Source organism: Salinivibrio sp. PR5 (genome assembly GCF_001996085.1).
Lineage (GTDB): Bacteria > Pseudomonadota > Gammaproteobacteria > Enterobacterales > Vibrionaceae > Salinivibrio > Salinivibrio proteolyticus.
The window spans coordinates 1-12,550 of sequence record NZ_MUFK01000034.1; the positions used below are offsets into that span (position 1 = coordinate 1).

11 protein-coding genes are annotated in these 12,550 nt (G+C 49.3%); 2 read left to right on the forward strand and 9 right to left on the reverse strand.

From position 1 onward, the window contains the following. The first annotated feature begins 176 nt into the window (after positions 1–176). Entirely contained in the window at positions 177–956 is a 780-nt protein-coding gene (locus BZG82_RS11970) for a TerC family protein (protein ID WP_077765923.1), read from the forward strand. Here the strand turns inward: BZG82_RS11970 and BZG82_RS11975 are convergent. From BZG82_RS11975 to BZG82_RS11990, 4 genes are all read right to left on the reverse strand, one after another. Then, complete coding sequence (locus BZG82_RS11975) at positions 953–1,279, reverse strand: DUF4144 family protein (RefSeq protein WP_077765924.1); 327 nt, start codon at positions 1,277–1,279, stop codon at positions 953–955. The two genes, BZG82_RS11970 and BZG82_RS11975, sit on opposite strands and share 4 nt — an antisense overlap. After that, complete coding sequence (locus BZG82_RS11980) at positions 1,276–1,638, reverse strand: DOPA 4,5-dioxygenase family protein (protein ID WP_077765925.1); 363 nt, start codon at positions 1,636–1,638, stop codon at positions 1,276–1,278. Before BZG82_RS11980 ends, BZG82_RS11975 begins: the two co-directional genes overlap by 4 nt. A 174-nt stretch (positions 1,639–1,812) precedes the next feature. Next, positions 1,813–4,248 carry a VolA/Pla-1 family phospholipase gene (locus tag BZG82_RS11985; protein WP_077765926.1) on the reverse strand — a complete coding sequence of 812 codons (2,436 nt, stop codon included), beginning with the start codon at positions 4,246–4,248 and terminating at the stop codon, positions 1,813–1,815. Positions 4,249–4,263: 15 nt separating this feature from the next. Then, positions 4,264–5,520 (reverse strand): outer membrane protein transport protein, encoded by a 1,257-nt coding sequence (locus BZG82_RS11990; RefSeq protein ID WP_077765927.1) that lies wholly within the window; start codon positions 5,518–5,520, stop codon positions 4,264–4,266. Positions 5,521–5,813: 293 nt separating this feature from the next. Here BZG82_RS11990 and BZG82_RS11995 point away from each other — a divergent pair, with 293 nt between their 5' ends. Further along, entirely contained in the window at positions 5,814–6,287 is a 474-nt protein-coding gene (locus tag BZG82_RS11995) for a peroxiredoxin (RefSeq protein WP_077765928.1), read from the forward strand. 42 nt (positions 6,288–6,329) lie between these two features. On the opposite strand, the gene BZG82_RS12000 is transcribed toward BZG82_RS11995, so the two are convergent. From BZG82_RS12000 to BZG82_RS12020, 5 genes are all read right to left on the reverse strand, one after another. Continuing rightward, complete coding sequence (locus BZG82_RS12000) at positions 6,330–7,964, reverse strand: acyl-CoA synthetase (protein WP_077663090.1); 1,635 nt, start codon at positions 7,962–7,964, stop codon at positions 6,330–6,332. A 147-nt stretch (positions 7,965–8,111) separates the two neighbouring features. Continuing rightward, on the reverse strand, positions 8,112–10,199 hold the full coding sequence (locus BZG82_RS12005; RefSeq protein WP_077765929.1) for a TonB-dependent siderophore receptor: 2,088 nt from the start codon (positions 10,197–10,199) through the stop codon (positions 8,112–8,114). Between the two features lie 153 nt (positions 10,200–10,352). Further along, positions 10,353–10,865, reverse strand: a complete 513-nt coding sequence (locus tag BZG82_RS12010; RefSeq protein WP_077479321.1) for a prolyl-tRNA synthetase associated domain-containing protein — start codon at positions 10,863–10,865, stop codon at positions 10,353–10,355. A 336-nt stretch (positions 10,866–11,201) separates the two neighbouring features. After that, positions 11,202–12,020: a substrate-binding periplasmic protein gene (locus BZG82_RS12015; protein WP_077765930.1), complete on the reverse strand. Its 819-nt coding sequence runs from the start codon at positions 12,018–12,020 to the stop codon at positions 11,202–11,204. Positions 12,021–12,103: 83 nt separating this feature from the next. Beyond that, complete coding sequence (locus BZG82_RS12020; RefSeq protein ID WP_077765931.1) at positions 12,104–12,544, reverse strand: GNAT family N-acetyltransferase; 441 nt, start codon at positions 12,542–12,544, stop codon at positions 12,104–12,106. Between the last annotated feature and the right edge of the window lie 6 nt (positions 12,545–12,550).

Consider the following 12,550-nt stretch of genomic DNA (forward strand, 5'->3'; position numbering starts at 1 on the left):
TTCTTAACCAATAGAAAACCAAAAAAATTAGACGTTTACATAAATTTCTGCTTGCCAATGCGCCAAACCGGTGCTTATATAAGCGCTCTTTAGTCACAGAGGTAATCACAATCCATGGACAGCGACCGATGTCGTGTTATGCCCTCCCCCGCTTCCTTTAACGAGGAGGTAATCGTATGTTAACACTCTTTATGGAACCCCAAACTTGGGTGGTCTTTTTTACCCTTCTGACCCTTGAAGTGGTATTGGGTGTTGATAACTTAGTCTTTATTTCCGTATTGTGTGAGCGTCTCCCCAAAGAGAAACGCCGCTTCGCGCGTACCTTGGGTATTGGTCTTGCCGTGATCAGCCGGATTGGCTTGTTGCTATCCATCGCTTGGGTCATGTCGTTGACTGCGCCACTGTTTACGATTGGTACGGAACCGGTTACCGGTAAAGACCTTATCATGCTGTTTGGCGGTGGCTTTTTGCTGCTAAAAAGTGCCAAAGAGCTGTGGGTATGGCTGGGTCATGGCGAACCCGTGAGCCACTCGACACAAGTTCGCACCGGCATGGCAGTAATTTTGCTGCAAATCGTTGCAGTAGATGCGGTGTTCTCGATGGACTCAGTGATCACTGCGGTCGGTCTCACCCAAGATGTACCCGTGATGGTCGCCGCCATTGTAACCGCCGCCATCATTATGATGATCGCGGCCGAACCCGTGAATAATCTGGTCAGCCGTTATCCTGGGTTTAAAACCTTGGCCTTGCTGTTCTTGGTGCTATTGGGCTTGCTGCTGATGGCCGAAGGTGCTGGCATTCATATCAACAAAGGCTACGTGTACGTTGCGATGGCATTTGGTTTGATACTTGAGCTCTGCCACATTCGATTGCGCAACAAGCAGCGCTTGAACATCAAGCGTATTCGTCCGCACTTTTCGTTAAAAGTGTCACGTCGGATTGCTGACAGCCGTTAATTCTCAGGGGCCGTCGCCACACTTTTGATGGCGGCGGCCCTATCTTTAAACTGGATTTTTCCCACACAGCATTGACCCATCTGCGCATAATGCGCTTGGACACGCGCCACGAGCTGCTCAAGTGGCATGATTTGCCCACTCGGCTGCCAGTGCTGACCGCCGTCTTGGCTTAGCCAGCAAACGCCTTGGCTATCCACCAGCCGATCGTCTTCTGTGATCACGTTTTCACTCAGTGCTTCAAGCGACGCCGAGTCTGGCGCGTACGATAGTTCGTCATCGCCGTGCCAAATCAGGAGCGCTGGATATTCAAGAAACGCATTCATTGCTTGGGCTTAAACATGGCCAAATTGAGTTCAACAGACGGACCCATCCAACCGACATGATCAGTATGATCAATGTAGTCATCACCCGTCACGCCATGCAAAAACACGGTTAAATCACCCCGGTGCGCCTCAAGCCACGCCATCACCTCATCGAACGCAGTGTTGTCAAAGGCGATCTGAAAACTCCACTTTGGATGTGGGCCGACACATTTGCGATGAAAGCGGCCAAGATCGATCGGCAGTGACGATGCAGCGGCTGCTTGATAAATGGTATCCGCCTGCGCTTCGGTGTCGGCCTCATAGTAAACATGGGCGTGGTAAGCCTGATGAACATTGGGAAAAGCGTGTAAAGAAGACATAAGCATCATTCGATTCAACAAGATGGAGTTGAGAATAGTTTACGTGAAACCAAGCCAAAGAAATAGTGACCAAAGGTGTGCCTATTCAATCATAGCGTTAACTAACACAGCATCAGGTAATAAAAAAGCGGCCGAAGCCGCTTATAAAGGATACTGCTATTTTGTGACGGTCACTTAATTTACTACTGAGCCATCAATGTTCCCCGGATTGAGTGCACCCGTAGCGCCAAACTCAACCGCTTGACGGATCATTTCAGCGTGCACGGCTTGCTCAGCAACTGCCTCCGATTGCGGGAAGATGAAGGTGCTATGGCTCGCGTTTTCCCCTTTAAAGGTGACAAAAGAACTGCTCCCTGCCTGCACAGGCGAACCCGTATCCACTGCTTCGCTAGATCCTTTACCAAGGAACTTTCTCGCTAATGGCTCAGAACCAGCGAAATTATCCACAATGCCCGGAACCGTGTAGGCGACATTGTTCGGTACCGTGTCATCACTATCAACTTGCTGCATATAAATTGATGTCGTATTACCATCGATGTAGGCAGCATTTGTATATGGGTCGACAGTATCGAGTAAGGTTTGGGCCGCATAGCTAAATTGCTGAATCACACCCTGAACCTCAGCACTTGCACTTGCTGAGCCGGCTGCCTCGAACGTCTTGTAGCAGATCACATTATTTTCTGCGCTATTATCGAGCGTGCAATTGTCACCGGCAAAGGTCTGATACGCGGCACTGCCTTTAAACGCAACACTGTGCTTAATCAAAGGACCAAACGAGTCCGACCCGAGGAGCAAGTTGGCAATTTGTCCCCCAGAATTCGCCACGCTTAGCGCAGAGAAATCATAGTATGGGCCAACACCTGTCGCCGCATTGTCACGGTTTGCCGCCGCAAACGCAGTGGTACCAACAATACCGCCCAGTGAATGACCTAGTAGGCGTGGTGCCGAAGTAGCAAAAGACGATATCGTCTCTAATGGCGTCCCCGCGAATCCACCCGCCAATTCGGTGCGGGTCAAAGCTGCGCGCAAGCCTATCACATCTAACTCACTTTGGCGCACATTGTCACGCGCCACGGCCAAGTTGTTAAGGTTCAGGTACGCTGTCACATCTACGTTGGCAGAGCGCTTCGCATCTAAGCTACGCTCGCCATGAAGCGGCAAATCAATCGCCATAATGGCTTGATTTGCATTGGCAAAGTTAGGCGCAAAGAAGTAGGCATTTTCTTTTGCCGAGGTAATGCCGTGCTGATAAACCGTGAGTTGGGTATTGCTATCAACCTCTTCGGGTGTAAACAGCAAGAAAGGCACCTCTTGCACTGATTTTATCTGCGGCACAGGGCTATAACGGGTAATAATCCGCTCAGGGTCTAATTGACTACCGTCAGCTTTGGTTAGCGTCACACCTGCCAGCTTGAAAAGCTCGTTGACGATTTGTGATTTATCGTTACCCGTTAACACAGCAACGTTGACACCCGCGCCTGTCAACTGAGCGGTGATGGTCGCCTGCTGTTCCGGGTCTTGCAGCGCATTCAGTACTTTGGCCAAGCTAGGGGTGGCAGACTCAAACGGCTGACTATTCCAATTGCTATCCGTTTCCAGATAGTAAGGTAGCTTGATGGTACCTTTGCTCACATTAACATTGACGCCGCTAAACGTTGTCTTGAGTATCCCCTTGATATTATCGGCATCATTGGGATCAAAGTACTTAGTAAACTGGGCATCGGCGTCCAATGCCGTATCGTAATCCTGAGTACCGGTAATATCGATGGTGTAGGCATCCGATAAGTCGGCATTATTAGGGTTGGCACCCGCTTTCCATACTGCCGCTAGGCTTCCAGCATCAAACCCAGCCGCCGTCGCTAGCTTGGTGTAGTTTAAGGTGTCACCCACCGATTGGGTGGAGAACCAGGTGGAGTAGACGATGGGGGAATCAGCCCCAGCAGCCTTCGCCAACTTTTCCACTCCGTGAATCACCGCTTCTGGTGCTTCAAGTAGCGAGTCCTCATAAGTGACAGTCTGGGATTTTAATCCCGCATAGCTCGATGGCATGCCAATCGGATCGCCGTTTACGTCCTGAATATCATCGGTTAGAGCAATAATGTACTCACTGCTGGCGTTGAGCTCCTTAACAGGCAACACCGTCAGTGTATCGCTGGCCGCATCGCTCAGTACTTGAAAGTCGGTACCTTGTTGGAGCACGGCTTTAACGTTAGGTGTTCCCGTCATTGAGTCGGTCAGTTCAATGAGATAAACCCCATTAGTCACAAGCCCTGAATTGAGGCCTGCGCCACGGAAGTTAAATACCAAAGGCATCGAGGTTGACCAACCATCCATGGTATTCATGGCAGCCTTTGGGTTGGTAAGCGCGTTGTCACCTTCCGTGGGTATTTTTAGCGTGCCATCTTCACTGTCCATCAGCAAAAAGGTAGGAACAGGTACTGCAGCATTAGCACCTAGCAAGGTAAAGTCGACCGAAGTGGGTCGATCAATGGCGGCTTGAATATAACTTTCAAATTGAGGTGTATTGGTATCACTGGCATTTTCGTCGCCACACCCAGCCAAGATGATCGCAGTTGCCAAGACTGACAATTTTAATTGTGTTTTAAGCATGGTGATATATCCCGGTTAGAACTGATAATTAAGTTGAACAGAGCTGATGTAAGCGGTTCCGGTGGATTCAAAGTTATAAGCCTTTGTCTTCCACTCTGACTTCTCGTTGAAATTACCTTTGCGGCTGCGCACAATGGCAAAGCCAGCATCAATGCTAAGATCGTTATCGTATTGGTAGGTCAAACCTGTGGCATACCAATAACGGTCTGCGTCTGGGATACTCAGCGTGGCTTCACCGGCTTGTTCGTCATAGGCAAAGCCAAGGCGACCCATCCAGTGTTGATTAAACTGATACGTCGAGCCAATTGACCAACGATCGTTATCTTTGTACGACTCGTTTTTCTCAAAACATAATTTGTCTTTACATTGATCGGAGGTGGCGCGCAGCTCGGTAAAGCTGCTCCAATTAGTGTGTTGATAGCTATAGTGGACGGCAAACGCGTCAGTCAGTTGGTGAAAGCCTGACACTTCCCAGTAAGACGGCAAAGACAGCTCGAGGCGCCCTTTTACTGATGCAGATGTCGCGCGGTCACTGTCATAACTATCAAAGGTGCCATCATCAAAATCGAGGTCCAACTTAGAGCGATAGCCAACACCAAAACGGTGATTTTCATTGATTTCGTACAATGCACCAAGATTCCAACCGTACCCAAAGGTTTCACCTTCTAGACCAATTGACTTGTCAGATGGGTTATTGCTGCTAACGCCAGTCTTATCGTTAAAAAAAGGTGCAAGCGCCCCCTTATGGCGGGTTAGCTTTGCTTTGGCATAGGTGAGGTTGACGCCCGCGCCGAGGCTTAATTCAGGGGTGACTTGATATGCAATCGCCGGATTTAAGTTAGTTGAGAGCAAATCAGTGTCACCGGCCAAGTCGCCTGCTTGAATATCATCAGGGTAATCCGTCGCAATCCCATAGGTGGTGAAGAGACCAATCCCCCACGTCCATTTACCCTCTTGCGGGCTAACATAGAAGCCTGCAGGGACGACCTTCATCGGCGCCACATCTTTGGCATATTCATTATTGGTGCGATCTTTTACATCAACATCGGGATCAATCAGGGTCAATGCACCGGATAATTGGGCGCGGTCAAATCGCATCATGGCTGCAGGGTTACGTGCCAATACCGCGGCATTATCAGCCACCGCGGCGTCGCCTGCAAAAGCGCGCCCTAGCCCTGACGCTGATTGCTCGGATACTTGAAACCCAGCACCGTAGGCTTGGGTTGCTGCAAATACGCTGAGCGCAATGAGAGAATACTGCTTCTTGTTCACTAGTCAGACCTCCGAGGTCTTGTTTTAATATTGAGTTACAGATGTTAATTATTGGTAAACGCCTTGTCAAATCAGTCGATTATAACAAGATGCTAAAGAGGGCGGATTATAGAGGGCCGATGTGTGAGATAAAGGAGAACTTAATTGGTAAGACCAGTTAAGCGGAAAAAGCGGCTATTTTGCAGGCAAGATCGCGAAAACCCGCAGTTATTGTCAGTATTTTTATCAAAGCGTTAAGCGTACACTGTCGTGGTAGATTGTGCTTTTTTGCTATGACTTAACAAGGAGCCACCATGATTGAGCAAGGACAACCTTTACCGACATCCACACTCAGCGAACTCACTGCTGAAGGAATGCAAACCCACGATATCCCTGCCCTTTTCGCCAACAAGAAGATTGTGCTGTTCGCGGTGCCGGGTGCCTTTACCCCGACCTGTTCAGAGTCGCACTTACCGGGCTTTGTGGTGAAAGCGGATGAGATTAAAGCAAAAGGCGTCGATATGATTGCTTGCGTCTCCGTCAACGATGCCTTTGTGATGCAGGCGTGGGGCGAAGCACAAAACGCCAATCAGATTCATATGCTGGCTGACGGCGATGGCAGCTTTACTCAAGCACTAGGCTTGGAAATGGACTCAGGTAAGTTTGGGGGTATTCGCTCGCAGCGCTATGCGATGGTGATTGACAATGGCATCGTCACGCATTTGAACGTTGAAGCGCCAAAAAGCTTTGACGTCTCCAGTGCCGAGGCGGTTCTCGCCCTGCTGTAGCGGTTAGCTGGCGGTGGCGTCTTCTCGCCACCGCTTCGTTATTTACACTGACTTTTCAGTGACTTTACGACGAAGTACATACTTTTGCACTTTGCCCGTCGATGTTTTCGGGAGCGCGGTAAAGATCACCTTTTTCGGTGCCTTGAAGTGCGCCATTTGTTCTCGACAAAAAGCAATAATTTCGGCTTCGGTCACGGCTGATGCTTCGGTGGTTTTGACAAACGCACAGGGAACCTCACCCCACTTTTCATCGGGCATCGCAATCACCGCCACTTCTTCAATATCAGGGTGTCGGTACAGGACGTCTTCCACTTCGATACTGGAAATGTTCTCCCCGCCACTAATGATAATGTCTTTGAGTCTGTCCTTAATTTCGATGTAATTATCGGCATGCCATACCGCTAAGTCGCCAGTGCGAAACCAGCCGTTACTCATGGCATCTTCCGTCGCGCTCGGATTCTTTAGGTAGCCTTTCATGACGATGTTACCGCGAACAAAAATCTCACCCAACGTGCCGCCATCTTTTGCCACTGGTTTAAACGTCACCGGATCGGCAACCATCAGTCCACCTTGCATTGGGGCCCTTACACCTTGGCGCGCTTTCATGCGTGCTTTTTCTTGTTGCGAGAGTTGATCCCAGTGGTGTTGCCAGTCACACACCACACAAGGGCCATAAGTTTCAGTAAGGCCATAAACGTGGGTCACTTCAATCCCCATCGCTTCCATCCCTTCAATCACAGAAGCCGGTGGTGCCGCCCCTGCGGTCATTGCTTTAACCGTATGGTGAATCTCAGCTTTTAGCGCCGGATCTGCGTTATTCATCATGTTCAGCACAATCGGCGCACCACAGAAATGGGTCACTTTATGGGTTTTTATCGCATCAAAGATAGGCTCTGCCCGCACATGCCGTAGGCTGACACTTACCCCCGCCGTTGCAGCCACCGTCCATGGAAAACACCAACCATTGCAATGGAACATCGGTAGCGTCCAAAGATACACAGGGTGCGCATCCATATTCCAAGACAACACATTACTCACCGCATTCAGATGGGCACCGCGATGATGATAGACCACCCCTTTTGGGTTGCCGGTCGTGCCTGAGGTGTAATTGAGTGAAATAGCTTGCCATTCATCGTCTGGCAATGCGTACTGATAATCACAATCGCCTTGTGCTAAAAAAGTCTCGTACGTAATTTCACTGATACATTCGCCATGTGGATAGAGCGGATCATCAATCGCAATCACCAGTGGACGGTGTTTGATCATTTTTAATGCCCGCTTTGCGACTGCTGTCATCTCCTTGTCGACGATAAAAACTTTGCTTTCCGCGTGTTCGAGAATAAACGCGACGGTTTCCGCTTCTAGCCGAGTGTTAATAGTATTGAGTACGGCACCTGTCATCGGCACGCTAAAATGCAACTCAAAGACTTCGGGAAGATTGGGGGCCATCACCGATACCGTATCACCCAGTCCGATGCCGGACTGGCTTAATGCCGAGGCAAATTGGCGACAACGCTGATCCACTTGCTGCCAACTCCAACATAAATGACCATGAACGCTAGCCGGATAATCTGGATAGACGCTAGCGGCTCGCTCGAGGAAAGAGAGTGGGCTCAGTGTTTGATAATTGGCTGGACTTTTGTCCAAGCCAAGCTCATAGATGTTACTGGCTGACATAACGCGCTCCTTGCTGACTTTGTCTAGATAACTAGATCAACCTAGCATGTCATCAAGCTTGCGCTATTCAACTTAAGTCGATATAGCGGCGAGAACGCAAAAAAAGGCCCAGCAATGCTGAGCCTCGGTAATTAATGATACGTGAAGTTAGAAGTGTAATGACGCGCCGAGGACGACTTTGCGCTCTTCGCCCAACGTGGTTTTATTTTGTACACCACCGGCGAGATAGCTTTCGTTGAAGAGGTTTTCAACATTCACACTCAGTTTCAAGTCCGTTTGTTCACCGGCTTTAATGGTATGGCCCACACCTGCATTCACCGTGGTGTAACCTGGCTTATGATAGGTATTTTTCATATCGCCATAACGATCACCGACATAACGCGCACCTACGTTCACATAGGTTTGGTTATCGACATCATAGCGAGACCAAATGCTGGCGCCCCACTCTGGCGTATCGGCAGGCTGTTTGCCATCGTTAGCCGGGTTGAACGGGTCTTCGATGCGTGCATCTAAATACGTCGCTGAGCTATGCACTGACCAACTGTCAGTCACTTGACCGGCAAGGCTGACCTCAACCCCTTTATGCGTTTGTTTACCTAATTGTGTGGTGCGTGAAGTGAGACTGCCTTGTCCGGTGATTGCCTCTTTGACCACTTTATTTTCTTGTTCAATTTGGAACAAGGCGGCACTGAATAACGCTTGGTCGTTCAATAACGATTGTTTATAGCCAAACTCGTACAGCTTACCCTTCACCGGCTTTAGCGCCATGCCGTCATTGATATCGGTATCACTATCCACCGGGTTTTTCGGTTCAAAGCTCTCGGAATAGGTCACGTACAGGGTTTGTTCCGGTGACGGATGATACATCACCGCGGCTTTAGGTAGCACGTTATAATACGTGTCCGTCTCGTTATCCTCGCGGTCATAGCGAAGCCCTGCAAGCAGCTGCCATTGTGGATTTAATGTCATTAAGTCTTGCGTATAAAAGCCAATGGAATCAGTAGGATCAGGATCACGCGGAGTTGCTGTGCCATAATGGATGTCCGGCTCCGGATACGCACCACCAATCACGGCGGTTTGGTTTTTCTCCATCACACGCTGACCGACATAGTCATTACGCAGCGCATTGGAACCAATCAGCACTTGGTGATCGATATTCCCGAACTGAAATGCACCGGTGACATCAATATAAGCCGTATCCAGTACCCAATTGTCGTGACGGTCCATGGCAAAGTATTTGAACGATTGGGTATTGGCGTCATAGGTTTCACGCTGTCCAAATCCTTCATGGTAATGACGTTTGTAGTCTTGGCGATTGTAACCTGCTTTGACTTTCCAATCCGGCGTTAATTGGCTGACAATATCGACTCCGTAGTTCTCGACATCAATGTCCATGAACGACCAAGGCGCTTCCCAGATAAATTGGCTACCCAGTTGCGGTTTACCATTGATAATGTTGGCGCCGTTATCGCTGCTACTGTCATCAATCACACGATCATAATGAAGAGAAAGCTGGGTGTCGGGAGTGATGTCATAATCTAGCATCAAGCCTGCAATTTGACGATCGAGCTCAGGTTCACTGCCATCTAAATAGCGACGTGATGAGCCCTCGCTTTGCTTCGATAGCACCACCCGACCACGTAAGGTGCCGCTCTCGTTGAGAGAACCCGATGCATCGGCGACGGTGTGTTGATAATCGTTAGTACCGACTTTCTGGCTGATTGACGCTTGGAACGCTGCTGTTGGACGTTTGGTGACCATATTCACCAAACCACCCGGTGCGGACTTGCCATAGAGCAAACCTGCTGGTCCTTTTAACACCTCAACGCGTTCCATCAGCTCAACAGGATGGCGATAATAAGACCATTGCTGCTGGCCATTACGCAGGTAACCTGTTCCGGTATCAAGTTCAAAGCCGCGTAGCATGAAAATCTCACGATTGCGGTCCGTACCACCTACACCAATGCTGGCGTCATTTACCAACACATCTCCTAGTGTCGTGGCGTTTTGCTCTTGAATCAGCGTTTGATCCATCACAGCCACTTGGCCCGCTGTTTCTAGTTGGCTGACATCCATGCGCATCGCTGTTTCATTGCTATTGGCGTTGAAACGAGCCTGATGGCCTTCAACCACATAGACTTCATCAACCGGTTCTGTCGAGTTAGTTGCAGCTGCACTGGCTAGGGGTGACAGCGCGACAGCCACAAAAACGGCAAGGGGGTGTTTCTTCAACATGAGACTTCCTGTAGCTAACGATTATTTAAACGCATTGGAACATAAACGATAACCAGTCTCATTTCTATTTGTTTTCACCTGTACGCAACTGATTGCACATTTCTTAGCCAGAATTGTATGGATCATGTTACAAAGACGCTAATTTTCATCAGCTTATTGATGATCCACTGTTTGATAATCTCGGCCTATAGCGCGTAACCAGCGGGCGAGATCTTGCGTGGCTATGACCCAAGTTTGATCATGACAAAAAGGCTGGCATTCCACCGCTTGGACTTGCCATATCGCATTCGCGATCACCAAACTCACGCGATGCTCAGGATCGTTCATTACATCAAATACCGATACGGCACCTGATTGTGCCTGCAAATAGGTGTCGAGTTGCTGCGACGACGCAAACGATAGGCGAGACGTGCCCAAGGCTTCACTCAATCCGGCTAAGTTGACGGTGGCTTTGCCCGGTAGCACCACCAAGAAAAACTGTTTACCCTTTCTGTCTTTCAACAGTAAGTTCTTGGTCGGGTTTGCATCAGTATGCAAACCGAGCGCGTCTGCTTGTTCACACGTATAGACAGGCTGATGGCGGTATATTTTTACTGAAATACCGTGCGCTTTGAGGCTTTGAAGCAGCGCAGCCTGTTGACCTGAAAGTGGTGGCGTCCCTGTCATAATCTTCCTTATTAGTTTGCTAGTTCGTCCCCATCCGTCCCTTACAGGCACAGACTGTTAATTTTATCGTACGCCCAGCAAGCCCATATTCATTATTAGACTTTCTTATGTGACTTAAGAATAATTAAATACACTTATTTAGAATAAAAATGTAACTTTATCGCAACGTTAATCACAAGGAGAGAAACATGGTACTCAAGGTGAGTTTTCACTCGGGTCGTCAAGTGACCTATCATCGACATGCTAAAACGCTACACGCTCACTTAGCGACGACCAAGCTGCCTACACGCTGGTCCAAGCGCCCTCTACCCTCTGTGCGTAGCACGCGATAACGCATTACTCCGACTTAGGTTGATGCTGGGGCTGCGAGGTAACTGGCTGAAAGTACTGTGCACGGAGCGCTTGTAACTCACCACGTTGAGCCGCACTGTCCAAATACGCATCAATCTGCGCCACTAAGTCATTCGCTTGTGGCGCATATCGGCTGACTTGAGCATGAAATGCTTTCGGATTAGGCAGCGCGATGTAAGCAATATCGCGTGAAAATTGATAGAGCCCGAGCCGTATTCCTCCTAAAACGGGCTCGATTTCACTGGCAAGAAAGCGACACCGGCCCGCCTCTAACATCCGCAAGGCCTGCTGCAAAGTATTGGCTTCAAACCTCGGTCGGGGGTTCTCGCCAAATGCGGCATAGTTATAGCCATTCACACCACAAACCGATTGTATCGCCGATAAATTCGGTTGTGCATGTGTGTCAGGAGCACCCACGTACAGGTAACCCAACGATATAGAATAGAGTGGCTGCGTAAAGCGACTGTATTGCGCTCGCTCGGGTTTATAACTCGCATCCCAGGTAAGATCACAACGGCCTGACTCACGTGCCAGTTCATGTTGCACACGCGCCCAAGGCATAAATACCAGTTGATAGGCTATGTCGTTACGCTCTAATGCGGTGAGTACCAAATCTGTCGCATAACCTGTCAAGGTATCCGCTTTTTGCTGTCGCGTTTCTCCCTGCCAATAGGTGTATGGCGGCCAAGGGCTCCCATCACCCACACAAACCTTAAGCGGCTCTGATGTCGATGGCTCGGCCCATAGTTGAAAGGAGAAAAGAGTTAGCCAAATCGCAATGCACGCTTGTATCCAATGGGTCATCCAGCCACTCACTTTGTTGACTCGCTACGCTATCTATAAGACTAGCATGCCATCTCTATCGATATGCTCAGGCGCTTTGCTCGTTATTCGGACGTTGCGGTTAACGACAACGAAAGCGTGAGAACCGCATCTCGGCTGCGCCCTGTCTCCACGAACCCCAGCGCTTGATACAATGAAACGGCGGGATTTTCTGCAAAAACACGCAACGCTAAGTGCGCATAGCCAGACGTTCGCGCATGAGCGACCGCCCAATTGATTGCCTCGCGGCCGATCCCTTGCCGCTGTTTACTCGGCTCAATCTGTAAATCACGGATAAAAAGTGTTTCACCGTCTGCCTTCAAGCGAATGACGCCACAACGCTTTCGCTCATGGCGAATTTCATAATTATCAAAAACTCGCCAACTTTCCATAAACATCTGTGGATTCCAAGCGATTTTCCTCGCTTCATAGTAAGGGGCCATATTCTCTTGGATCAGCTTTTGGCTGTAATTCGCATCCGTTGTCGGACCAATCGCAACATCCATGTCGTT

Excerpts from the sequence above, each read along its gene's own strand:
- BZG82_RS11970 (WP_077765923.1), top strand. The coding sequence starts at position 177 with ATGTTAACACTCTTTATGGAACCCCAAACTTGGGTGGTCTTTTTTACC.
- BZG82_RS11975 (WP_077765924.1), bottom strand. The coding sequence starts at position 1,279 with ATGAATGCGTTTCTTGAATATCCAGCGCTCCTGATTTGGCACGGCGAT.
- BZG82_RS11980 (WP_077765925.1), bottom strand. The coding sequence starts at position 1,638 with ATGTCTTCTTTACACGCTTTTCCCAATGTTCATCAGGCTTACCACGCC.
- BZG82_RS11985 (WP_077765926.1), bottom strand. The coding sequence starts at position 4,248 with ATGCTTAAAACACAATTAAAATTGTCAGTCTTGGCAACTGCGATCATC.
- BZG82_RS11995 (WP_077765928.1), top strand. The coding sequence starts at position 5,814 with ATGATTGAGCAAGGACAACCTTTACCGACATCCACACTCAGCGAACTC.
- BZG82_RS12000 (WP_077663090.1), bottom strand. The coding sequence starts at position 7,964 with ATGTCAGCCAGTAACATCTATGAGCTTGGCTTGGACAAAAGTCCAGCC.
- BZG82_RS12005 (WP_077765929.1), bottom strand. The coding sequence starts at position 10,199 with ATGTTGAAGAAACACCCCCTTGCCGTTTTTGTGGCTGTCGCGCTGTCA.
- BZG82_RS12010 (WP_077479321.1), bottom strand. The coding sequence starts at position 10,865 with ATGACAGGGACGCCACCACTTTCAGGTCAACAGGCTGCGCTGCTTCAA.
- BZG82_RS12015 (WP_077765930.1), bottom strand. The coding sequence starts at position 12,020 with ATGACCCATTGGATACAAGCGTGCATTGCGATTTGGCTAACTCTTTTC.
- BZG82_RS12020 (WP_077765931.1), bottom strand. The coding sequence starts at position 12,544 with ATGGATGTTGCGATTGGTCCGACAACGGATGCGAATTACAGCCAAAAG.